General features: G+C 64.9%; 22 protein-coding genes. 16 read left to right on the plus strand and 6 right to left on the minus strand.

Going from position 1 to position 23,538, the window contains the following annotated elements; genetic code table 11:
• Nucleotides 1–146: 146 nt before the first annotated feature.
• Entirely contained in the window at nt 147–794 is a 648-nt protein-coding gene (locus tag KYE46_RS00970; RefSeq protein ID WP_219002817.1) for a cupin domain-containing protein, read from the minus strand.
• Nucleotides 795–926: 132 nt separating this feature from the next.
• Here KYE46_RS00970 and KYE46_RS00975 point away from each other — a divergent pair, with 132 nt between their 5' ends.
• From KYE46_RS00975 to KYE46_RS01000, 6 genes are all read left to right on the plus strand, one after another.
• Nucleotides 927–1,277 carry a Lin0512 family protein gene (locus KYE46_RS00975; RefSeq protein WP_219002818.1) on the plus strand — a complete coding sequence of 117 codons (351 nt, stop codon included), beginning with the start codon at nt 927–929 and terminating at the stop codon, nt 1,275–1,277.
• On the plus strand, nt 1,274–1,621 hold the full coding sequence (locus KYE46_RS00980) for a Lin0512 family protein (protein ID WP_219002819.1): 348 nt from the start codon (nt 1,274–1,276) through the stop codon (nt 1,619–1,621). Before KYE46_RS00975 ends, KYE46_RS00980 begins: the two co-directional genes overlap by 4 nt.
• Nucleotides 1,622–1,690: 69 nt before the next feature.
• A complete protein-coding gene (locus tag KYE46_RS00985) occupies nt 1,691–2,257 on the plus strand; it encodes a TetR/AcrR family transcriptional regulator (RefSeq protein WP_219002821.1) in 567 nt (188 codons plus the stop codon).
• Between the two features lie 73 nt (nt 2,258–2,330).
• Entirely contained in the window at nt 2,331–2,789 is a 459-nt protein-coding gene (locus KYE46_RS00990) for a (2Fe-2S)-binding protein (protein WP_219002822.1), read from the plus strand.
• Between the two features lie 3 nt (nt 2,790–2,792).
• The gene (locus KYE46_RS00995) at nt 2,793–5,033 is read left to right on the plus strand and encodes a xanthine dehydrogenase family protein molybdopterin-binding subunit (RefSeq protein WP_219002824.1); all 2,241 of its coding nucleotides are present in this window, start codon (nt 2,793–2,795) and stop codon (nt 5,031–5,033) included.
• Between the two features lie 78 nt (nt 5,034–5,111).
• The gene (locus tag KYE46_RS01000) at nt 5,112–6,044 is read left to right on the plus strand and encodes a Crp/Fnr family transcriptional regulator (RefSeq protein WP_219002825.1); all 933 of its coding nucleotides are present in this window, start codon (nt 5,112–5,114) and stop codon (nt 6,042–6,044) included.
• 365 nt (nt 6,045–6,409) lie between these two features.
• On the opposite strand, the gene KYE46_RS01010 is transcribed toward KYE46_RS01000, so the two are convergent.
• A complete protein-coding gene (locus tag KYE46_RS01010; protein ID WP_219002827.1) occupies nt 6,410–6,754 on the minus strand; it encodes a recombinase family protein in 345 nt (114 codons plus the stop codon).
• A complete protein-coding gene (locus tag KYE46_RS01015) occupies nt 6,751–6,966 on the minus strand; it encodes a rod-binding protein (protein ID WP_219002829.1) in 216 nt (71 codons plus the stop codon). Before KYE46_RS01015 ends, KYE46_RS01010 begins: the two co-directional genes overlap by 4 nt.
• Before the next feature lie 1,464 nt (nt 6,967–8,430).
• Between KYE46_RS01015 and KYE46_RS01020 the strand changes: the two genes are divergently transcribed.
• Together KYE46_RS01020 and KYE46_RS01025 are read left to right on the plus strand one after the other, a co-directional pair.
• A complete protein-coding gene (locus KYE46_RS01020) occupies nt 8,431–9,168 on the plus strand; it encodes a flagellar hook-length control protein FliK (RefSeq protein WP_219002831.1) in 738 nt (245 codons plus the stop codon).
• Between the two features lie 10 nt (nt 9,169–9,178).
• Nucleotides 9,179–9,844 carry a flagellar hook capping FlgD N-terminal domain-containing protein gene (locus KYE46_RS01025; RefSeq protein ID WP_219002833.1) on the plus strand — a complete coding sequence of 222 codons (666 nt, stop codon included), beginning with the start codon at nt 9,179–9,181 and terminating at the stop codon, nt 9,842–9,844.
• Nucleotides 9,845–9,848: 4 nt separating this feature from the next.
• On the opposite strand, the gene ubiB is transcribed toward KYE46_RS01025, so the two are convergent.
• The gene (gene ubiB, locus KYE46_RS01030; protein WP_219002835.1) at nt 9,849–11,378 is read right to left on the minus strand and encodes a 2-polyprenylphenol 6-hydroxylase; all 1,530 of its coding nucleotides are present in this window, start codon (nt 11,376–11,378) and stop codon (nt 9,849–9,851) included.
• Nucleotides 11,379–12,128, minus strand: coding sequence for a bifunctional demethylmenaquinone methyltransferase/2-methoxy-6-polyprenyl-1,4-benzoquinol methylase UbiE (ubiE, locus tag KYE46_RS01035; RefSeq protein WP_219002837.1), 750 nt, complete (start codon nt 12,126–12,128; stop codon nt 11,379–11,381).
• Nucleotides 12,129–12,272: 144 nt separating this feature from the next.
• Here ubiE and KYE46_RS01040 point away from each other — a divergent pair, with 144 nt between their 5' ends.
• The 8 genes from KYE46_RS01040 (at nt 12,273) to gyrB (ending at nt 21,949) form a co-directional block, all read left to right on the plus strand.
• Nucleotides 12,273–12,923: a hypothetical protein gene (locus KYE46_RS01040; protein WP_219002839.1), complete on the plus strand. Its 651-nt coding sequence runs from the start codon at nt 12,273–12,275 to the stop codon at nt 12,921–12,923.
• Nucleotides 12,901–13,752, plus strand: a complete 852-nt coding sequence (gene mutM, locus KYE46_RS01045; RefSeq protein ID WP_219002841.1) for a bifunctional DNA-formamidopyrimidine glycosylase/DNA-(apurinic or apyrimidinic site) lyase — start codon at nt 12,901–12,903, stop codon at nt 13,750–13,752. The genes KYE46_RS01040 and mutM overlap by 23 nt, the downstream gene beginning before the upstream one ends.
• A 64-nt stretch (nt 13,753–13,816) precedes the next feature.
• Nucleotides 13,817–14,593 (plus strand): enoyl-CoA hydratase, encoded by a 777-nt coding sequence (locus KYE46_RS01050; RefSeq protein WP_219002843.1) that lies wholly within the window; start codon nt 13,817–13,819, stop codon nt 14,591–14,593.
• Nucleotides 14,594–14,779: 186 nt separating this feature from the next.
• Entirely contained in the window at nt 14,780–15,046 is a 267-nt protein-coding gene (gene rpsT / locus KYE46_RS01055) for a 30S ribosomal protein S20 (protein ID WP_219002845.1), read from the plus strand.
• A gap of 544 nt (nt 15,047–15,590) precedes the next feature.
• Entirely contained in the window at nt 15,591–17,057 is a 1,467-nt protein-coding gene (gene dnaA / locus KYE46_RS01060) for a chromosomal replication initiator protein DnaA (RefSeq protein ID WP_219002848.1), read from the plus strand.
• Nucleotides 17,058–17,184: 127 nt separating this feature from the next.
• Nucleotides 17,185–18,303 (plus strand): DNA polymerase III subunit beta, encoded by a 1,119-nt coding sequence (gene dnaN / locus KYE46_RS01065; protein ID WP_219002849.1) that lies wholly within the window; start codon nt 17,185–17,187, stop codon nt 18,301–18,303.
• Between the two features lie 57 nt (nt 18,304–18,360).
• Nucleotides 18,361–19,458, plus strand: a complete 1,098-nt coding sequence (recF, locus tag KYE46_RS01070; RefSeq protein WP_219002851.1) for a DNA replication/repair protein RecF — start codon at nt 18,361–18,363, stop codon at nt 19,456–19,458.
• Between the two features lie 73 nt (nt 19,459–19,531).
• On the plus strand, nt 19,532–21,949 hold the full coding sequence (gene gyrB / locus KYE46_RS01075) for a DNA topoisomerase (ATP-hydrolyzing) subunit B (RefSeq protein ID WP_219002853.1): 2,418 nt from the start codon (nt 19,532–19,534) through the stop codon (nt 21,947–21,949).
• A gap of 81 nt (nt 21,950–22,030) precedes the next feature.
• Here the strand turns inward: gyrB and KYE46_RS01080 are convergent, their stop codons facing one another.
• Nucleotides 22,031–23,116 (minus strand): NAD(P)/FAD-dependent oxidoreductase, encoded by a 1,086-nt coding sequence (locus KYE46_RS01080; protein WP_219002855.1) that lies wholly within the window; start codon nt 23,114–23,116, stop codon nt 22,031–22,033.
• Nucleotides 23,117–23,538 lie beyond the last annotated feature (422 nt).

Genomic DNA, 23,538 nt, shown 5'->3' on the forward strand with positions numbered 1-23,538 from the left:
GCTATGCTCCGCTATCAAGGCTGTAGTAGACCAACCGGGAGTCCGCGGGATTGTTCCTCAATGATCTGCGGCGCTTGGCGGGAAGCGAAGCCTCAACCCGAGGAGGTTTCGCGGGCCGGGATAACGCCGATCCTGAATGCGCGCGCCTACACCTGCGGCGGCTTGGCGTAGGGCAGATGCCCCGTCTTCATCCAGACGCGCGCGCCGTTGGGGCCGGCCGTGGCGTCGAGTGACGCTGTTTCCGGCAGCCGCAGCCAGCTTCTCTTGCGCAGCACGTCGCTGCCCTCGGAGAGGCTGCCGTCCAGCACCAGCACCTCGGCGCCGCCCTCCGCCGGGTCCGACAACGACGCGCCTGCCGCGAGGTCGTGAAAGGTCACCGTCTCGAAGGCATCCTCATGCAGGATCGTTTGCGGCCCCCCGGCGCGCATGTCTTTCCGAAACTGCGTCCGGTCGGACATGTCGAACTGCCAGAGCTTCACGAAGATGATGCAGCCCTCCTCGGCCCCCGGCGTATGGGAGGTGGTGGGCGGGTTTCGGACATATGTGCCGGCCGGATAATCGCCGTGCTCGTCCTGAAAGACGCCCTCGAGAACGATGAACTCTTCGCCGCCCGTGTGCGTATGAGCCGAAAACTTCGAGCCCGGCGCGTAACGCACGATGGAGGTCGCGCGGGCGACCTCGCCGCCGATGCGATCCAGCATGCGACGCTCCACCCCCGGCATCGGCGAGGCGATCCACTCCAGTTGATCGGAATGCACGACGACACGCTTGGTGAAGTCAGCGTTGATATCCATTGGCTGAACCCTTCCAGATTGGACCGCGATCCTACCGTTGAGTTTACCGCTCCCACAAGCGCCCGAACGCCCGTTGCGTGGCCGCTGTGTTTGCCGCAAACAGGCGGGGCAATTGCTTGAGGGACCGACCGCATGGCCGTGAAACGTTTGCTGACCGAATTTGGCATGGGCAGCTCCCTGCGTCGGCAGGATTACACGCAAGCCGCCGAGCGCGCCGTGAAGGATGCGCTGTGGCACAATTCGATCAATCTCGCGGAGCTGTTCGGCAAGCAGAAGGAAGAGATGCAGATCACGGTCGAGGTCGGCGTCCAGCAGCCCGATGCGCTGGAGACGGACCGGATCGCGGCGATCTTCCCCTACGGGCAGGTGACAGTGGTGCCGCGCAAGGGCGGGCTGGACGTGCCACGCGATGACGGCGGCAACCCCACGGTGATTGCCAACGTGGCGATCTCGGTCGCGCTGGACCTGGGAGAGAGCGCATGAGCGAGCAACGTTTCATCATCGAGATGGGTATGGGCAATGACCAATACGGTCAGGATTATACCAAGGCCGCCGCGCGCGCGATCGAGGATGCGATCCGCCACTCCGCGATCCCGATGTTCGATGCCACGGGCCTGTCTCACGAGGACATGCGGGTGCAGGTGACCGTCGGCGTGCAGCAGCCGGACCGTGTAGATTGCGCGGCATTGGCGGCGAAGCTGCCGCGCGGGCGCGCGACGGTGCGCGCGGTCGAGGGCGGGTTGGACGTGGAGAACCCGGACACCGGCAAGATCCTCGTGATCGCCTCCGCCGCGGTCGAGGCGTTTCTGCCCAAGCAATCCGACTAGCGCCGGGACGTGCCTCGGGTTATCGGCGGCAAAGTTGACAGGGCGACAAACCCCGTGGATATGTCGCCCATGACCTCCCTCTCCGAAAAAGAGCGCCAGATTGCGGCCGCCGCCCTGCGTGTGTTTGCGCGCTACGGGCTCAAGCGGACCACGATGAACGACATCGCGGAAGAGGCCGGGGTCGTGCGCCAGACCCTGTACAATGTCTTTGCCAACAAGGACGAAGTCATCCACGGCACGCTTCTGTTCTATACGGAGATGCTGCGCCAGCAGACGAAAGAGGCGTGGGACGGCGAGCAAGACCTCGGCCGGAAGCTCGACCTGTTGTTCAAACACTACATTCTCGCGTCCTGGGACACCGTTCGCGCCACCCCTGACGCGGGCGATCTCGAGTCCGGGACCCACGTCGCCGCGAAACGCGCCATGGCAGAGGCCGACGCCGCGATGGAAGAGATGCTGACAGAGCTGTTCGCGCCCTACACCGAGGCCCTGGAACGCAACGGCCATCACCTCCCGGACTTCGCCGCACTGGTCAATGCTGTGGTCATGGCCTTGAAGCACCGAATCGAGGATCGGGACGTGCTGCTCAAGCGCCTCGGCTCACTTCGGACGATGGTGCTTTCGGCAGTCGCCTGAGCCTCACTTGGACATGTGTTGACTATTTGTCCAATCGGGCCAATATTCGGATCGGAACAGCGAAAGATCCGACATGCGATTGAATGTGAATGGCGAGACCCGTGAAGTCGACGTCGCCCCCGATATGCCCCTGCTTTGGGTGCTCCGCGAGGAATTGAACCTCCCCGGCACGCGGTACGGTTGCGGGGTCGCGCAATGCGGCGCCTGCACGGTTCACATCGACGGTCAGGCAATGCGATCATGCCAGATGCCCGTCGGCGACCTTGAGGGCGCAGAGATCACGACGGTCGAAGGGCTTGGGGAGGCGGGCACCCTCCACGCCCTTCAGCAGGCATGGATCACCCATCAGGTCGCGCAATGCGGGTACTGCCAGAGCGGGCAGATCATGCAGGCGGCGGACCTTCTGTCGACGACACCCAATCCGACAGACGAGGACATCGACTTCGCCATGTCGGGAAACCTCTGCCGCTGTGGCACCTACCCGCGCATCCGCGCGGCGATCCACGCCGCCGCGCGCGCCTTGGAGGGCTGAGCCATGAGCAAGTTGAGAACCTTCGGCCGACGCGCGTTTCTCGTCGGCTCCGCCGCCGTCGCAGGTGGCGTGGCCTTCGGCGCCTATCTGGTGGCCCGCGACCCCGAGAACCCGAACCTGCAGGACTTGGCCGAGGGCGAAGCCTCGTTCAATCCCTGGGTGCGGATCGATGCCTCCGGCGTGACATTGATCACGCCCCATGCCGACGTGGGACAGGGCGCAAGCTCCATGCAAGCCGCCCTGATCGCCGAGGAGATGGACCTTGAATGGGGCGGGTTCGAGATCGACTTCGGCCGCCCGTCGCCGGCCTATTGGAACACCGCCATGGCAGCCGACGGCGCCCCCGTTCTGCCGTGGGACAACAGCATCGGCGCGCGGGCGATGCGGGCTTCCGTCGACGGGGTGATCAAGGTCTTGGGGGTGCAACTGACCGGCGGCTCGTCCTCGACCCCCGACAGCTACGTGAAATTGCGTGAGGCAGGCGCCATGGCGCGCGAGACGCTGAAGCAGGCCGCCGCCGCGCGCACCGGGATCGCCGTGGCCGAGATGCGGACCGAGGCGGGCGCCGTGCATCTGCCCGACGGCACCGTGATCCCCTACACCGACCTCGCTTCAGATGCCGCGCAGATCGAGCCTGTGCGGGACACGCCTCTGCGCGACCCGTCTGAATGGCGGCTGGTCGGCCACGAGATGCCGCGCCTCGACATTGTCGCGAAGTCGACGGGTCAGCCGCTTTACGGCATCGACCTCGAAGTGCCCGGTATGGTGCGCGCCAGCGTCCGGATGAACCCGCGCAAAGGGGGCGTCTTGAACGGCTTTGACGCCTCAAACGCCGAAAACATGCCGGGCGTGGAGCGTATCGTCGAGATCCCGGGCGGCGTGGCCGTGGTGGCTTCGAACACGTGGTACGCGATGCAGGCATTGGATGCGATTTCCTACGAGTGGGGCCGGGCGCCCTATGCCAGCGAGCAGGCCGACCATTGGGCCGCGCTGGAGCGCAGCTTTACCGAGGACCATCTGGACAAGGAGTGGCTGAACCTGGGCGACGTTGATGCTACCGCGCCCGGGACCGAGCAGTTGGAGGCCGAATACCGCGCCCCCTACGTCGCCCATCAGCCGCTGGAGCCGCTCAACGCCATCGTTCTGGTGGAAGACGATCGGGTGCAGGTCTGGACCGCGCATCAACTGCCGCGCTACCTGCAAAAACAGGTCGCCGACATCACCGGCCACGATCCCGATCAGGTCGTGCTGCACAACCAATACGCGGGCGGCTCGTTCGGGCATCGCTTGGAGTTCGAATACGTCAGACAGACCGCCCAGGTCGCGCTGCAGCTTCGTGGCACGCCAGTTAAGGTTATTTACAGCCGAGAGACCGATTTTTCGCAAGATTTTCCAAGGCAGATCACCATGGGCCGGCTGCGCGGTGCCGTGCAGGACGGACGCGTGATCAGCTTCGACGCGCAGGTCGCCTCGCCCTCGGTCGCGCGGTCCCAGATGGGTCGGATCGGCCAAACCGTGCCCGGCCCCGACAGCCAGATCGCAGCCGGCGTCTGGCAGCAGCCTTACGGGTTCGAGAACACCCGCGTGCGCACCTATGCGGTCGAGGGTCTGTCTCCCGTTTCCTCCTGGCGCTCCGTCGGTGCCTCGGCAAACGGCTTCCTGTCCGAGGGTTTTCTGGACGAGTTGATCCATGCGGCGGGCGCCGACCCGTTGGAGGAACGCCTTCGGCTCTGCACGCTCGACCCGGTCAGCCGTCAGGTGCTCGAGGCGGTTGGCGATATGGCCAACTGGGGCGAGGCGCTGCCTGCCGGCACCGGGCGCGGTGTCGCGCTGGTCCATGCCTTTGGCGTGCCCTGCGCCGAGGTTGTCGAGGTGACGAACACCGATGACGGCATCCGGCTCGACCGTGTCTGGGTTGCGGCCAATGTCGGAAAGATCATTGATCCGGTAAATTTCGAGAACAACGTCAAAGGCGGCGTCATCTGGGGTCTCGGCCACGCGATCAATTGCGAGATCACCTATACGGACGGCGTGGCGGACCAGACGAATTTCCACTCCCACGAGGGGATGCGGATGTATCAGACGCCCGAAATCTTCGTGCGCGGTCTGGAAAACGGCGCGGTGCGCGGCATCGGAGAGCCCCCTGTTTCCCCCGCCGCCCCCGCCTTGGCCAATGCGATCTTCGCCGCGACCGGGCAGCGCATCCGCGAGATGCCATTCTGGAACCACGTGAACTTCGTCTGACCCCGCCGCGACAGGCTTTGGCTTTGCGCGAATCGACTTGTCTGCAAGGCTGTCGAAGGACATTCAGCGGGGCCCAAGATGACGCCAGAGATCCACGCGGCGCTGCAGTCGGTCGGCCATGCCGTGACCTTCGATAGCGGAGAGACCCTGCGCGAACGCGGGGCCTTTGCGCCGGATTTGCTGTTCATCGAGACGGGTGAGGTGAGCTGCATCCTCTCGGAAAGTGACGCCCCTCCCTTGACTGTCGGCCCCGGCGCGATCGTGGGAGAGATCGGCTTCCTCACCGGCCAGGGCGCCACCGCGACCCTGCGCGCGATTGGCCCGGTCACGGCGCTCTCGCTCGACGCGCGGGCCTTGCAACGGTTGCGGAAGGACGCGCCCGCGGTGGCCTCCGACGTGCTGCGTCATCTCGCGAGGCTGTTGCGCGCGCGCACGGCGGAAAATGAGGCTGCGATCCCCGTCATGGATGCCGATGACCGTATCGACGTCGTGCGATGCTCCACCCTCGATCAAAGGCGGACCGCGCAGCGCGTGCGCTATGATGTGTTGTGCCTGGAGAGCGGGCAGGGATCGCCCGACGCGGACGATGAGGAAGGCGTAATCACCGACGATCTCGACGCCTCGGGCACGTCCTTCATTGCCTTCACCGGCGTGCAGGCTGTCGGCACGATGCGGCTGAATTTTGGCTCCGATGTTGGCGAGAATTACAACGCATTACAAGGAGTTGGCGGCGCGGAGGCGGACCTCGACAAGCTCGCGGTGATCAGCGCTGTCGCTGTTTTCGAAGCCTACCGAACCGAGCAGATCTATGGCCAGTTTTTCACCGCGATCCGCACCTTCGCGCAGGCTTCCGGCGCCGAGGCGCTCTATATGACCTGCCCGCCCGAGCACGAGCACCTCCTCACCGCCCACGGCTTCAACCGACAGCGTGGCGAAGCCCCCTCGCCGGGGCCGCGCGAGCTTTCCATGGTGCTCGCGCCGCTGAGCTTGCCGGAAATTTCCGACGATTAAGCCTCTGTTCACGCCGATGCCGTAAAGCTTCTTCGACCCATCAGGAGCTGCGCCATGGCGGACAACGAACTTCGCCCGATAATCATCAAGAAGAAGAAGGTGATCGCGGGCGGCGGCCACCACGGCGGCGCGTGGAAAGTTGCTATGACGTCCCTTTCCTTGGTTCGTTAGCGTGTTTTTTCCACGCTGTTCACGGTCCGGCGTCCGGTTAGCGGCCGCCGATCGAAGCGTCATTCTGACGGGTGTGGTCTGATGTTGTCGCGAACCACGCCACCTCATCGGGTGCGGGTTCTTTCTGGGGGCAAAGCCTAAACAACGTCCTAACCGTCTCCGCCCCAATGCGGAGGATTTGAACGGTCTTTGATCTAGCGGCGCAGAGAGGTGGTGGAGGACTTCGGCAGACCCTTCTGGGGCCGCCCATCGGCGTTATAGGTCGTCAGCTCCGATGACCGCGCCGACTGCAGGTGACCGCGCGCCGCCGCGATCCCGGATTTCGCCGCGAGCAAGAGACGGGCATTGCGGGCCGCGGTGGACTGAATTCGCTTCACATCTTCCACGTCGCCGCCGTCACGTCGCAGCCGCTCGAACGCGCGTTCCAGCACCGGGGCCATCCGCCCGAGCGTCTTCAGATCTCCGGCCAGCAAGGCGTCATGCTGTTGCTGCAGCAGCTCGGACAGGCTCTCGACGGCAGGTTTGCGCCGCCCGATCATTGGGCCGCCTCCGCCCGGCGGACGAGCGAATCAAAGATCGATTCCGCCAGCCCCAGCCCCCCGCGCGCCGAGAGGGCATTGGCATGTTCGTTCAGCAACATCGAGCTGAACTGGGCCTCCCCGATGCCGCCGCCGAAACTCTCCTCGCCGCGCGCTTCACCGAATCCCGCATGTTTCAACATCTCCGACAGGAACGCGGCCTCCAGCTCCATGGCGACAGCTCGCAATTCGGCATGGGGGTCTGCCTGGGGAGGGCTTTGCAACGGCAAGTTCGGGGATACTGGCGGTGGGGTCATCTGAAGCGTCATGATTTATCTCGCATTCGAGGGATTACGCAGACTTTGGCAGAGGCGCGTAAATAAATCGTAAGGGGATTGGCGCTAGACAGGAGGGAGACACAACTAGCACGGACAGCCAGAATGGATGATCTGCTCCAAAGCCTCGTTGCGACGGGGAAAGGCACAATTGCGCATGCGCGCCTTGATCCCGAAGCGACCGCCGAAGAAGGTGCCGCCTTCGGCGCTACTTTTGACGCCCTTCTCCTCGATGGGTCCGCGCGCATCCCCGATCTGCGCAACCCGACACATGGGCCGATTGTCGTCTCCGCCGAGACACCGGTTCCGGATGAGGCGTCGATCGATCTCGATCTTCCAGCTACCGGCGCCGCTGCACCACGCGCCGACGTCGTCTGGCCTCAACTCAATGGCGGCGAGGCAGGCATGGAGAGCCCGCTGCTTCGTGTTGATACCCAGTTTAAGGGCGCCCCAGCGCCTCAGCCTGTAGTTGTAGAGACATCTTCTCCGGTTGCTCCGAATCGCAGCACGGCTACTTACCCACAAAGCATAGCCCCACCAATGATGCCCGCGACTCAGCCAGAGCCATCGCCGCTCGTGGCTTCGCGGCCTGCGGCACCCACCGCATCGCCAGAGGCCAACGCACCAAGCACGGCGCCACTTCGCGCGAGCATTGCCGGCGAGGAAACGGTGGGAAGGATCCCCCATCAGCATTCCGATAGGTCTGCTGCAGTGCACCCTCTCCACACATATCGCGCCCCCGCCTCTCCGTCCGCGGCGGGCACACGACCGACTCTCGCATCAAATGTTGCGACCGAATTGCCGAAGCCGACTACAGCGGAGACGCGGCTTCCCGTAGCTCCTCCGGTTAGCGACCCAACGCCTCGCACACCGCCGGGTATCTCCGTCGCTCAATCCCGAGGCGCACAGATTCCACCACCAGCACAGGTACCTGCAACGCTGCCGCCTGGCCTTGTCAACGAGCGAAATGGCGCGACGGTGACGCCGCGCGGGTTCGCTCTCGGGCATCACTGGCGTGCCACAGAAGCCTCGGCGACGCCGGCTCCCGATACGCCGCGGCCTGCAAGCATCTCCCCGGAACCGGCCGTCGCCAAAGGCCCAGCCCATGCTCAGGACGTTGAGAATGCGCGGCCATCACAGACTCGGGCCACCGTAGAAGGTCCGTCACAAAACCTGCCGCGACACGTGCAGAATGGAAGCGCCATATCTGCCGAACCGTCCGGAACTGAGCCATCCCGCAGTGAGCCAACACCTCGCAGGCCCCCCCAAATCACCGCGAACGCGCCTGCCAACGGGGCGCTCCCTGCGGAGCCTGCAGCCCTGCCACGCACAGGTCCGAGCCTTCCCGCCACGGCGAGCGCTTTGGCCAGCACTGGCTTCACCACGGTCGCCGCCCCCCCGTCCCGGCCGCAGGCCCTGACCGCGATCCAAGACGACGCGCCGCCGCGCGATGCCCCCGTCACGCGGGTGGGCGGCTGGACCGTTCCCGCGGCCACAGCGCCCTCCCCCTATGCGATCGCGCCCATGCTCCCGACTCCTGCAAGTGTATCCGCCCCGCCGCTGGCGCTCCAGAACCTGACCGACGTTGCAGGCGACGCTCTTCCTGACCTCGACGCCAACCTCCAGACGCTGCTCGGCACCGCCTCATCTACAGCGCTCACCGCGCCGGGTACGGTGCTCGCGCAAGCCTCCACTGCCACGGCACAGGTCGTGGCTCAGCAACTGGCGGCCGCCCTCTCCGCAGGGTCCATCGATGCCGACAGCCCGCTGGAACTCGCGCTCGATCCTCCGGAGTTGGGACGCGTCCGGATGATGATGTCCGAAGTCGCCGGCGTGATGACCCTGACGATCCACGCCGAGCGACCGGAAACCGCCGACCTGATGCGCCGCCATCTGGACCTTCTGGCTCAGGAATTTGCGGAAGCGGGGCTCGATTCGCCCTCCGTTCACATCTCGCAGGACGGCGCTGACACCCCTGATGGCAGAGATCAGGACGATCCTTTCGCCGCCCCCGTCACCACCGAGGCCGCCGCCGCCGATGACGCACGCAGCCACCCACGCGAAAGCACCGCCGATGGCGGGCTCGACCTCAGACTATAGGACCCTCGCCATGGAAATTCTTTCCGCCCTTCAAAGCAACAATGCCACGCCGGCGCCGGTGCAGGAGAATTCCGCGCTGGCATCGATCACCTCGGACTTCGACATGTTCCTGCGCTTGCTGACCACGCAGATGCAGAATCAGGACCCGTTGGACCCCGCAGATTCCACGGAATACACGGCCCAACTCGCCACATTCTCCGGCGTCGAGCAGCAGGTGGAGACCAATAATCTCCTGCGCGATCTGCAGGCCAGTTTTGCCTCGATGAATATGGGGCAGCTCTCCGGCTGGATCGGGATGGAGGCCCGCGCCGAGGTGCCGGTGAACTTCACCGGACAGACGACCATGGTGCAGGTGGCGCCCCATGCCCTGGCAGATCGGATGGAGCTGATCGTCCGCAACGGCGCAGGTGACGTCGTGGCCAGCGTGCCCGCTGTCCTGACGGATGAGCCCTTCGCCTGGGACGGGCGCGGCAATGACGGCACGCCGCTGCCTCACGATACCTATTCCCTCTCGGTCCAAAGCTGGAGTGGTGAGGACGTCCTCGAAGAACGCGCGGCCTTCGTCTACGGCGAGATTACCGAAGCACAGACCCTTTCCGGCGAAGTCTGGGTCACGATGGAGAATGGCGTCAGCCTGCCCGCCGAAAACGTGCAAGGCCTGCGCCGCGCGCCGTGATGGCCTAGAAAACCGACATCGCCAGCGCGAGGCCAAGGCCGAGCGTGATGCCGACTGCGCCGACAACCAGCCGTTCCGGCCAGCGGCTCGGCGGGATCGGCCGCACCGGGTGGGCGTGGGCGATCAGCGCCGCCTCGGCCAGTTGCGGCAAGCGAGGTCCGAAACGGGACAGCACCATGGCCGTGCGCATGAGGTCTCGCGCCATTGCCTGCGGGCCGATCGACTGGGCGATGTATTTCTCTACCTCCGGCCGCGCCACGGCCCAGATGTTGAGATCCGGATCGAGGGATCGGCCCACGCCTTCCACAACCACCATGGTGCGTTGCAGCAGGATCAGTTCGGTCCGGGTTTCCATGCCGAAGCGTTCGGTCACCTCGAACAGGTAGGCCAGCAGATGCCCCATGGAGATGCGAGAGGCCTCCATGCCGAAGATCGGCTCGCCGACACTGCGCAGCGCTTGGGCGAATTCGCCCACGTCGCGGTCGGCAGGCACGTAGCCCGCCTCGAAATGCACTTCCGCCACGCGGCGATAATCCTTGCGGATGAAGCCCATAAGGATCTCGGCATAGACCCGGCGGGTATATTCGTCGATCCGCCCCATGATCCCGAAATCCAGCGCCACAACGTCTCCGTTCGGCGCCACCTTCAAGTTCCCCTGATGCATGTCGGCGTGAAAATAGCCGTCGCGCAGCGCATGGCGCAGGAACATCTGCAACACTGTCGCGCCCAGCTTCTTGCGGTCGTGCCGTGCGGCATCGATTGCCGCGAGATCCGAGAGCGGAAGCCCCTCGGCCCATTCCAGCACCATCATCCGCCGGGTGGACATGTTCCACTCGACCTTCGGCACCACGAAGCCCTCGTCCTCGGCGGTATTGGCGTAGAACTCCCCGGCGGCCGAGGCTTCGATCCGCAGGTCCAGCTCTTGCGTCACCACGCCTTCGAAATGGTCCACCACGTCGCGCGGCCGCAGCCGCCGTGACGAGGGTGAGAGGGTCTCGACCAGATCGGCGATTAGGTGGAAGGCATCAACGTCGCGCTTGAAGGCGCGCTCGATGCCGGGGCGCAGGATCTTCACCGCCACTTCGCGGCCCGAGTCCGCCAGCGTCGCACGATGCACCTGAGCGATGGAGGCCGCGGCGACCGGTTCCGAGAAATGGCTGAAGGTGGCCTCGACCGGGCCGTGCAACTCGGCCTCCACCACCGCGCGGGCTTCGGCCAGCGGGAACGGCGGCAGCTTGTCCTGCAGGACCTGCAATTCCAGCGCCATGTCGGGCCCGACCACGTCAGGCCGAGTGGAGAGGATCTGCCCGAACTTGATGTAGGCGGGCCCCAGCGCCGTCAGCGCGCGCGGCACCGGCGGCATCATCGGGTCACCCTTCAGGCCCAGCCACTTGAACGGCCAGCCCAGGATGCGCGCGGCGACCCGGATCGGGCGCGGCGCGTCGAGGGCTTCGAGGACCGCGCCCATGGCCCCGGTCCGCTCGAACGTGGCGCCGGTCCGAACCAGCCGCCAGATGTTGTGAGGTCCGCGCACTTAGATCTTCCACCCCGAATGCAGGGCAGCGATGCCCATGGAAAGGTTGCGGTATTTCACCTGCTCGAAGCCCGCATCACGGATCATCGCGGCGAAGGTCTCCTGATCGGGAAACTTGCGGATTGATTCGACCAGATACTGGTAGGAATCGCGATCCCCGGCGATAAGCTGCCCCATCTGCGGGATCACGTTGAAGGAATAGAGGTCATAGAGCTTCTGCATCCCGTCATTGGGCAGTTGCGAGAACTCCAGAACCATCAGCCGCCCGCCGGGTTTCAGCACCCGGTAGGCCTCGGAAAGCGCCTCGTTGATCCGGGTCACGTTCCGGATGCCGAAGCTGATCGTGTAGACGTCGAAGCTGTTATCCGGGAACGGCAGCGCCATGGCATCGCCGCAGACCCACGAAAGGCGGCTCGCCAGCGCCTCGGCCTCGGCCCGCTTCTCGCCCTCTTCCAGCATCGATTGCGTCATGTCGAAGACGGTCGCATGGGCCCCCGGCGCGCGCTTGAGGAAGCGGAAAGAGATGTCGCCGGTGCCGCCCGCCACATCGAGCAATTTCTGATCGTCGCGGGGCGCGAGCCAGTCCATCATCGCGTCTTTCCAGACCCGGTGGATGCCCACGCTCATCACGTCGTTCATCACGTCGTATTTCGAGGCGACGTTGGTGAAGACGCCATGGACCATCCCGGCCTTCTGGTCTTCGGCTACGTCCTGAAAGCCGAAATGCGTGGTCTCGCTGTCTTTAACCATTGGGTGCCTCAAACTTGTCATCATGCTGAGGTAGTCCTTTGTCCCTCAAAGGACAAATTATGAATTGCCGCAGGAGTTGATGTGACCATCGCGATGCCATCGGAAAAGCGCCCCGCGCGCCCTTCTAGGACTGCGGCGCGCAGGGTGCGGATCCTGCTTGGCCTCTGCATGGCCGGGCTGGCGCTCGTGATCGTGCTCGGCACGTCGTTGGACCGGTTGGAGCCGTGGTTCCTGTCGCTTGGCCTGCAGCCGGATGGATACTTGGCCCAGGGAATGTTTGAACTTGTCGCGACCCTCCTCATCGTGCCGCCGCTTCTGGGATTGTTCCATGCCGTGGGCACCCTTGGCACCGATCGCGGCGAGGTGGATGCCGCCGGGCGGATCATCCTGCGGCACCGCGCCGGCGCGCGCCGCTTGCATGTCGGTCTTTGCGCCGCGCTTGTGGCGCTGTTCTGCGCCGGCGCCTATTTCCTGACCGACCCCGGCGACCTCGTGTTGCGCCTGATCTCGACCCTCTGCGCGGCCGGGTTCTTCGTCGCCGCCTATATCATCTGGTCGGCACGGATCCTTTACGACGACACCATGGTGATGGTGCCTCGATTCTGCCGCGCGCCGCGACGTTTGGAATGGCGCGACCTAAGCGCGGTGGAATGGATCGCGGCGCAAAAGCATTTCGAACTGACCTTCACGCAAGGCCGCAAGATCACTATCTCCTCTTCCTACGCCGGGGTGCATGACCTGATCGCCCTCGCAAGAAGGATGGTGATCGAGAATGCCCGAACTGCCCGAAGTTGAGACTGTGCGCCGCGGGCTTCTGCCCGTTCTCGAAGGCGCGCGAATCGTACGGGCCGAGGTCAACCGCCCGGACCTGCGCTGGCCCTTCCCCGAGAACATGGCCGCCCGGCTGGAGGGCGCGACGGTCACGGCACTGCGGCGGCGGTCAAAGTACCTGCTCGCCGATCTCGACACCGGGGAAACCCTGCTGATCCACCTCGGCATGTCCGGGCGCATGCAGATTTCCGGCGATGTCATCGGCAGTTTCCACCACGATCATCCCGCCGCCCAGAAGCACGATCACGTGGTCCTCGATACCGAGGGCGGCGCGCGGATCACCTTCAACGATGCCCGCCGCTTTGGCGCGATGGACCTGATGGAGACCGCCGCGCAGGATCAGCACTGGCTGATCCGTGACCTCGGCCCCGAACCCCTCGGCAATGCCTTCAACGAGGCGCATCTGATTGCCGCTTTCAAGGGCAAGCGCTCTCCGGTGAAGACCGCGCTGCTGGATCAACGCATCGTCTCGGGCCTTGGCAACATCTACGTCTGCGAGGCGCTGTGGCGCGCGGGGATCTCTCCGCTACGTCAAGCGGGCCGGATCAGCGCGGCCCGAGTCGCCAAACTGGTGCCGATCATCCGCGATGTTCTGAGCGAGGCGATTGAAGCGGGCGGCTCCAGCCTGCGCGATCATCGGCAAGCAAGTGGCGAACTGGGATATTTTCAACACACCTTTAGGGCCTATGACCGCGAGGGAAGCCCCTGCCAAACCCCAGACTGCACAGGAAAAATCCACCGCAAGGTGCAATCGGGCCGCTCCAGCTTCTACTGCCCCGCCTGCCAGAGATAACTTGAACCCTCCCACGGCGATGCTAACCCTCGTGCTCTATCGAAACTGCGGATGAGCATATTCCATGGCCTATGAGACCCTGATCGTCGACGTTGAAGATCACATCTGCCTCATAAAACTGAACCGCCCTGACGCGCTGAACGCGCTCAACAGCCAGCTGCTGGAGGAATTGGGCAAGGCGCTCAAGGCCGCCGACAGCAACGACAAGGTGCGCTGCATCGTGATCACCGGATCGGACAAGGCCTTTGCCGCCGGCGCCGACGTGACCGAGATGGCCAGCAAGAGCTTTCCCGATGTCCTCTCCGAGGACATGTTCGCCAAGGACGACCGGGCCATCCGCTCCGTCCGCAAGCCGATCATCGCCGCGGTTGCGGGCTATGCGCTTGGCGGCGGCTGCGAACTGGCGATGTCGTGCGATTTCATCATCGCCGCCGAGAACGCCAAGTTCGGCCAGCCCGAGATCAACCTCGGCGTCATCGCTGGCATGGGCGGCACCCAGCGCCTGACCAAGCTGGTGGGCAAGTCGAAGGCGATGGACATGCATCTGACCGGTCGCTTCATGACCGCCGAGGAAGCCGAGCGCTCTGGCCTCGCCTCCCGCGTCGTGCCGACCAAGAAGCTGGTCGAGGAAGCCATGGCCGCCGCCGCCAAGATCGCCGAGAAATCCGCGCTGGCCACCATGGCGGCGAAAGAGGCGGTGAACCGGGCCGAGGAAGTCTCGCTCAGCGAAGGCCTTTTGTTCGAGCGGCGGTTGTTCCACTCGCTCTTTGCGACCAACGACCAGTCCGAGGGCATGTCCGCCTTCATCGAGAAGCGCGAGCCGCAGTTCCGGGACAAGTAAGCCGGGCCTGCGCATTTGCGGAGAAAGAGTCTTCCCTTTCTTCCTCACTTTCCCTAAACGACGCGTCAGACATGCGTGAGAGGCCCGCTTTGGCCAGATTCGTCCGGTACAGAACCCGGAGACGGGACCCCCCGCGCGTTGGATATTGCATTCGCCCGATAAAGGGCCCCGAAAGGATCAGACACCATGGCAAATTCGCCCCAAGCCAAGAAACGCGCCCGCCAGAACGAGCGTCGCTTCGCCATCAACAAAGCCCGCCGCTCGCGCATCCGTACGCACCTGCGTTCCGTCGAAGAGGCCATCGCCTCCGGTGATCAGGAAGCCGCGGCAGCAGCCCTGAAGGCCGCACAGCCCGAGCTGATGCGCGGCGTCACCAAGGGCGTGATGCACAAGAACACCGCGTCGCGGAAAATGTCGCGTCTGGCTTCCCGTGTGAAAGCGCTCGGCGCCTAAACTTCTCGAAATATTCTGCATTGATAAGGCGCTCCGTCACCGGGGCGCCTTTTTTCTTTTCCAAACAATACCGAATCTTAAGGGCCGTTTAGGACCCGAGAGATTCGATATTCGGAAGGTTGGGAGTCAAGCGCGAAGACATGTTGCGAGGTTAAGGCGACTCCCGATAACTTGATCTTGCGAGTCATACGCCTTGGGGGTGGATGAGGGGCACCAGCCTCAATTTGACATGCGGCAGGGCCGGGGTGCTTGGACACACTTCGGTCAACATCGACGCTATTGTCGACGCATATCAAATCGAGGTCGAAAGGGACAAACCGCATATCGCACGATATGCGACGCCCCTCTTCTTTTGGTGTTCTTGATCCGCCTCATGATCAGATTTTTTGAATTGTGCCCGGGCACCGCTGGCAAACCGGTGGGCCGAAAAGGGCGCCGTCGATCTGATCATCCTCCGGGGAAGGTTGCTGTGACCAAGCGGCAGATACTGGTGAGGAACCGGCCAACAGATAGGCGCCGGGCATATGAAGGACGGGACGAAGGCATGACGAACGACACATGGAATGATGTGCGACAAGAGCTGTTGAAGGTTGTCGGCAAGAACAACTTCTCTGCATGGATTGAACCCATTGCCTTTGATCGGCTCGACGACCGCACGGCGCATTTCCACGTGCCCACCAATTTCATCGGCTCCTGGGTTACCAACAACTTCGGTGACCTGATTCTGCGCCACCTCTCGGCCCATGGCGCGGGTGCCGACCGCGTGAAGTTCACCGTGGCGCCCCGCGATGCCGATGCGACGCCCGCCAACACGCCTGTTGCAAGCCCCGCGGCCCCTGCGCCCATAGCCTCCGAGCCGGTCATGGCGGCCGAGCCCGCGCCCGCGTCCTTCGCGCCTGCCCCGGCAGCGACCCCGGCTCCGGCCCCCGCAGCCGCCTCCGCCCCGGCCGCCTCGGCGCCCTCCCACGAGCTGCCCGGCGCCAAGCTGAACCCGAATTTCACCTTCGCCAATTTTGTCGTCGGCAAACCGAACGAGCTGGCCCATGCCGCCGCCCGTCGCGTGGCCGAGACGCTGGACGTCACCTTCAACCCGCTGTTCCTTTACGGCGGCGTCGGCCTCGGCAAGACGCACCTGATGCATGCCATCGCCTGGGACCTTCAGGGCCGATTCCCGGACGCCAAGATCCTCTACCTCTCCGCCGAGCAGTTCATGCACCGCTTCGTGCGCGCCCTGCGCGAGCAGGATACCTTCAACTTCAAGGAGACCTTCCGCTCGGTCGATATCCTGATGGTCGATGACGTGCAGTTCATCGCCGGCAAGACCTCGACCCAGCAGGAGTTCTTCCACACGTTCAACGCGCTGGTGGAGATGGGCAAGCAGATCGTCATCTCCGGTGACCGCGCGCCCGTCGACATGGAAGAGCTCGACAACCGCATCGCCTCGCGGCTGCAGTGCGGCCTTGTCGTCGATATCCACCCGACCGATTACGAGCTGCGCCTGAGCGTGCTGCAGCACAAGGCCGAGATGATGGGCGCGAAGTATCAGCACATCACCTTCGCCGACGGCGTGCTGGAATACCTCGCGCAGAAGATCTCTTCGAACGTCCGCGTGCTGGAAGGCGCGCTGACCCGGCTCTATGCCTTCGCCGACCTCGTGCGCCGCGAAGTGACCGTGGACCTCGCCAAGGAATGCCTGACCGACGTGCTGCGCGCGACGGACAAGAAGGTGACCATGGACGAGATCCTCAAGAAGACCTGCGAATACTACAAGATCCGCCAGGTCGACATGATCAGCCAGAACCGCCAGCGCGTCATCGCGCGGCCGCGGCAGATGGCCATGTACCTCTGCAAGCGTCTGACCACCCGCTCCCTGCCCGAGATCGGCAAGAAGTTCGGTGGCCGCGATCACACCACGATCCTTTACGGCGTGCGCAAGATCGAAGAGCTGATGCAGGCGGACAGCCAGATCGCCGAGGATGCGGAACTGTTGCGCAGAACGCTGGAAGCCTGAGCTTTCCGTGCCCCAATCCGTGCTTGCCACTTGACGCTGGCAAGCACGCGGGCAGTATCCTATTCAACTTTGTGAATATCTGGGGTCCGAGACGTCTCGCGGCCCCCAACTCTGTCGGAGCGAAGCTATGAAACTCTCCATCGAACGCGCCACCCTTCTGCGCGCCGTGGCCCAGGCGCAATCCGTGGTGGAGCGGCGGAACACCATTCCGATCCTCGCCAACGTGCTGATCGAGGCCGAGGGAGAGACCGTCAGCTTCCGTGCCACCGACCTCGATATCGAGGTGGTTGACAAGGCCCCCGCCCAGGTGGAGCGCGCCGGGGCGACCACGGTTTCGGCCGTCACGCTGCACGAGATCGTGCGCAAGCTGCCCGACGGCTCGCTCGTGTCGCTGACCGAGGATACCGCCGCCGCACGTCTGACGATCGAGGCCGGGCGGTCGTCGTTCCAGCTCGCCACCCTCCCGCGGGAAGATTTCCCGGTGATGGCGACGACGGATTACGCCGCTAATTTCAGCGCCAAGGCCCCGGTCCTGCGCCGTCTTTTCGACAAGTCAAAATTCGCGATCTCGACCGAAGAGACGCGCTATTACCTCAACGGCGTCTATTTCCACGTGGCGGAAGGCGACAACGGCCAAGCCCTGCGCGCCGTGGCCACCGACGGCCACCGACTGGCCCGCATCGACGCCCCCCTGCCCGATAGCGCGCAGGAAATGCCCGGCGTGATCGTGCCCCGAAAGACGGTGGGAGAGCTGCGCAAGCTGCTCGACGATGACGAGGCCCAGATCGCGGTGAGCGTGTCGGAGACAAAGATCCGCTTCGCGACGCCCGAGATCACCCTGACTTCCAAGGTCATCGACGGCACCTTCCCCGACTACACCCGGGTGATCCCCGCCGGAAACACCCGCCGCATGGAGGTGGACGCCGGCGATTTCGCCAAGGCCGTCGACCTCGTGGCGACGGTTTCCTCGGAACGCTCGCGCGCGGTGAAGATGGCGCTGGACGAGGACCGGCTGGTGCTGTCCGTCAACGCGCCCGACTCCGGGAACGCCGAGGCGGAACTGGTCGTGGCCTATGCCGACGAGAAGCTCGAGATCGGCTTCAACGCCAAGTACCTGCTGGAAATCGCCAGCCAGGTGGACCGGGAGAACGCGGTGTTCATGTTCTCCAGCCCTGCCGAGCCGACGCTGATGCGCGAAGGCAATGATGACAGCGCGATCTACGTCGTCATGCCGATGCGCGTGTAACCCCTGCCGGATGCCTCCGGCGGGAGTTGTATTTTCCAAGATGAAGGGAGGAGCGAGATGAGCCGCGTGTTTGTCTCCTCCCTCGCCCTGTCGCACTTCCGGTCGCACCGACGCGCGCGGCTGGAGTTGGACGGCCGCCCGGTGGCGCTGTTCGGGCCCAATGGCGCGGGCAAGACCAACCTCATGGAGGCGGTCTCGCTGCTGTCGCCCGGGCGCGGGTTGCGCCGCGCGGCGGCCGAGGAGATCATCCGCCGGCCCGAAGCGCTCGGCTGGAAGGTGGCGGCGGAGGTGGCGGGACCGGGGGTGGGCCACGAGATCGCGTTGACCGCCGAGCCGGGTCAGCCGCGGGTGACCCAGATCGACGGCAAGAGCGCGCCGCAGGTGGCCTTGGCGAAGCTCGTGCGGATCGTCTGGCTCGTGCCTTCGCAGGATCGGCTCTGGACCGAGGGCGCGGAGGGGCGGCGGCGGTTTCTCGACCGGATCACGCTGAGCTTCCTGCCCGACCATGCCGAAGCGGTGCTGAGCTACGAGAAGGCCATGCGCGAGCGCAACCGGTTGCTGCGCGACGACGTGCGCGACCCGGCGTGGTACCGCGCGCTTGAGGCGCAGATGGCCGAGGCGGGCGCGCGGATCATCGCAGGCCGTGGGGAGGCGCTCGCACGGATCAGCGCCGCGCAGGAAGGGGCGGCGACGGCCTTTCCGGCGGCGGATCTGGGCATCGAGGCGGAGGTAGTGGTGGAGACCGCCGAGGCGCTGGCGCTGGCCCTTGCCGAGAGCCGTCCGCGCGATCTCGCCGCCGGGCGCACGCTGGTGGGCCCCCACCGCGCCGACATGTCCGCCACCTACCGCGACAAGGGGGTGCCCGCGAAGCAATGCTCGACGGGCGAGCAGAAGGCGCTGCTGATCTCACTGATCCTGTCGAACGCCCGCGCGCTGAAGGCCGAGACGGGCACCGCGCCGCTGGTGCTGCTCGACGAGGTCGCCGCGCATCTGGATGCCCGGCGCCGCGCCGCGCTCTTCGACGAAATCTGCGCGCTGGAGGCGCAGGCCTGGATGACCGGGACCGGGCCCGAGCTCTTCGCCGAACTGGGCCCGCGGGCGCAGCATTTCGAGGTCACGGAGCAGGCCGGAGAGAGCCACGTCGCGGCCCCCTAAATCTTGTGTTCCTCCCGTGACATTCCCCGCCCAAATGCGTATATCTTGGGCGACAGAACGGGATAAAAAAGACATGAGCGACACACCCGCAAACGCCGAAGACTACGGCGCCGATTCCATCAAGGTTCTCAAAGGCTTGGAGGCTGTTCGCAAGCGCCCCGGCATGTACATCGGGGATACCGATGACGGCTCGGGCCTGCACCACATGGTCTACGAGGTCGTGGACAACGGCATCGACGAGGCGCTGGCCGGCCATGCCGATGCCGTTACCGTGACGATTCACGCGGATTCCAGCGTTTCCGTGAGCGACAACGGGCGCGGCATTCCGGTGGGCATCCACGAGGAAGAGGGCGTCTCGGCGGCGGAGGTCATCATGACCCAGCTGCACGCGGGCGGTAAGTTCGACAGCAACTCCTACAAGGTTTCGGGCGGCCTGCACGGCGTGGGCGTCTCGGTTGTGAACGCGCTCTCCGACTGGCTGGAGCTGCGGATCTGGCGCGACGGCAAGGAACATATCGCGCGCTTCGAGCGCGGCGATACCGCAAGGCACCTCGAAGTGGTGGGTGACGCGAACGGCCGGACTGGCACCGAAGTGCGCTTCATGGCCTCGACCGATACGTTCTCGAACCTAGATTACGTCTTCACCACGCTGGAGAACCGCCTGCGCGAGCTGGCCTTCCTGAACTCCGGCGTGCGGATCATCCTGCGCGACGAGCGCCCGGCGGAAGCACTGGAGTCAGAGCTGTTCTACGAGGGCGGCGTGCGCGAATTCGTCCGCTACCTCGACCGCTCCAAGACCTCCTCGATGGAGGAGCCGATCTTCATCACCGGCGAGAAGGACGACATCGGCGTCGAAGTCGCCATGTGGTGGAACGACAGCTACCACGAGAACGTCCTGCCGTTCACCAACAACATCCCCCAGCGCGACGGCGGCACCCACCTTGCGGGCTTCCGGGGCGCGCTGACGCGGACCATCAACCTCTACGCCCAGTCCAGCGGCATCGCCAAGCGCGAGAAGGTGAACTTCACCGGCGATGACGCCCGCGAGGGGCTGACCTGCGTGCTCTCGGTCAAGGTGCCGGACCCGAAGTTCTCCTCGCAGACGAAGGACAAGCTCGTCTCCTCCGAGGTGCGTCCCGCCGTGGAAGGCCTCGTGAACGAGAAGCTGGCGGAATGGTTCGAGGAGCACCCGAACGAGGCCAAGCAGATCGTCGGCAAGATCATCGAGGCCGCGCTGGCCCGTGAAGCCGCACGCAAGGCGCGCGAGCTGACCCGGCGCAAGACAGCGATGGACATCGCCTCACTGCCCGGCAAGCTGGCCGATTGTCAGGAGAAGGATCCCGCCAAGTCCGAGCTGTTCCTGGTGGAGGGTGACTCCGCCGGCGGCTCCGCCAAGCAGGGCCGCTCGCGGCACAACCAGGCGATCCTGCCGTTGAAAGGCAAGATCCTCAACGTCGAGCGCGCGCGCTTCGACCGGATGCTCGGCAGTCAGGAGATCGGCACGCTGATCACGGCGCTCGGCACCGGCATCGGCCGCGACGAGTTCAACATCGACAAGCTGCGCTACCACAAGATCGTCATCATGACCGATGCCGACGTGGACGGCGCCCACATCCGCACCCTGCTGCTGACCTTCTTCTTCCGCCAGATGCCGGAGCTGATCGAGGGCGGCTATCTCTATATTGCGCAGCCGCCGCTCTACAAGGTGAGCCGCGGCAAGTCCGAGGTCTACCTCAAGGACGAGGCCGCCTTCGAGGATTACCTGATCGCCCAGGGCATCGAGGGCGCCAGCCTGCGCCTGCCTTCCGGCGAGGAAATCGTCGGGCAGGACCTCGCCCGCGTGGTTGCCGGGGCGCGCAATTTCAAGCGCATCCTCGATGCCTTCCCGACCCATTACCCCCGCCACATCGTGGAGCAGGCCGCCATTGCCGGTGCGTTCGACAGCGGCAAGGCCGATGCGGACCTGCAGGGCGTCGCCGATGACGTCGCCAAGCGCCTCGACCTCGTGGCTGTCGAATACGAGCGCGGCTGGAACGGCCGCATCACCCAGGATCACGGCATCCGCCTGTCCCGCGTTCTGCGCGGCGTGGAAGAGATCCGCACCCTCGACGGCGCCGTGCTGCGCTCGGGCGAGGCGCGCAAGCTCGCCGAGGTCTCTCGCGACAGCCGCACGATCTATCAGGATCCCGCCACGCTCTCGCGCCGGGACCGGGAACAGTTGATCCACGGACCGACCGAATTGCTCAGCGCGATCCTCGAAGAGGGCGCGCGCGGCCAGCAGATGCAGCGCTACAAGGGACTGGGCGAGATGAACCCCGACCAGCTCTGGGAAACCACGCTCGATCCCGACGCGCGGACCCTGCTGCAGGTCAAGGTCGCCGACCTCGCCGACGCCGACGATATCTTCACCAAGCTGATGGGCGATGTCGTCGAACCCCGGCGCGAGTTCATCCAGAACAACGCCCTCAGCGTCGAGAACCTCGATTTCTGAGAGCGACTGCCACCGTCAAACAGGATCACGGCGCGGGCATCCCCCGCGCCGTTTTCATTCGGGCAAGCGTGCGCCCTGCGCTCAGATCCGGTTCATCATCTTCTGGTATTTCTTGATGAACAGATCCTCGCCTTTCAACATCCGGGTAATGAAATTGCCCACCGTGAACAGCCCGAGGAAGGAATTGCCCCGCTTCGGCCCGAGCGGGATCAGGATCGGCGCCTTGGACCCCCACGGCGCATATTGCAGAAGATCCTCTACCGCCCGACCCGCCATGACCTGCTTCAACGTGGCCTTCAGCCAGACCAGCTGCCGCGTGGCCCCGACCACGGTCATGCCATCGCCGGTCTCGGCCACGTCACCCAGCGCGAAGACATTCGGCAACGCGGGGGAGGGCCGCAGCCAGGGATCCACCTCGACCCGACCCGATCGCGCCGTTTTCGTATCGGGCAGAGCCTCAAGCAGGCCCGAGATCGGCTTCGCCCCCAGCACCGGAAAGATCAGGTCGAAGCGATGCTCCGACCCGTCCGACAGCTTCAACTCGCCCGAAAACGGCGCGCGCGTGCTCTCGAGGTTCTCCGCCTTCTGGCCGAGGATCAAACGCACCCCCGCCTTGCGCAGCTTGCGCGCCAAGGCTTTCCCCAAGCCGTCAGGCTTCTTCGGGAACAGGGCCTCTTCGTCCGAGATCAGCGTGATCTCCTTGTCCGGCATCGCATGGGCGATCTCACCGGCCAGTTCCGTCCCCACGGCGCCGGCACCGATGATCCCCACCGTCTTCGCAGCCTTCAGCCTCTCATAGGCGCGCCGATTGGCCTCGCGCAGCCCGGCGATGTCATCGCCGTCGGGCTTGAAAGGCGAGGCATTGGAGGATCCGGTTCCGACTACGATCAGATCCGCCTCGATCCGCGTGCCATCCTCCAGCGTGACCCCTCCCGCATCGAGGCCCACGGCGCGGGCCTGCACCACGCGCCCATGGGTCAACAACTTGTCATAGGGGATCAGGGCCCGCTCGGTCAGGGACGGGTCCACCACCGCCCGGATCATCGCCGGTGTATGGACAAAATGGCTGCGCGGCTCGATCAGCGTCACATCGGCGCTGTCGTCAAAGGCCGTGGCAAGATCGATCCCGACATAGCCGCCGCCGACAATGGCGATACGCGTGCTCATGGACATTTCCTTTCAAGGGGCGCCACGGGTATCCGCGCCGCGCCCGATAAAACAATCAAGCCCGCGCCAACCGCCGCACCAAGGACAACGGGCATAGGTCGACACGAGCGCATCGGTCTCGCAGGCACCTAGTCCACCCCGCCTCTCCTTCAACCCATGCGCCCAAGCCCCCGGACGCCCCACTCCTTCATCTTGGCCATTACAACTCCAGAGGGAGAGCGTCTTTGCCCGTCAAAGACGCTCGGGGGACTGGTCCCCCAGCAACGCCTCCCGGATTCGCCGAGCCAAAGAGACGCCGCACGCCCACCGCCGGATCACGCGATCCGAATCGCACAGCCAGGGGTAAGGTCCTCCTTACCTTAAGCATTTCTTTCGCCCTCTCCGCCCAAATCGGCCGCGCAAGAAAACTGCGGGGAAACCTT

This window comes from Gymnodinialimonas ceratoperidinii, from assembly GCF_019297855.1.
GTDB classification, from domain to species: domain Bacteria; phylum Pseudomonadota; class Alphaproteobacteria; order Rhodobacterales; family Rhodobacteraceae; genus Gymnodinialimonas; species Gymnodinialimonas ceratoperidinii.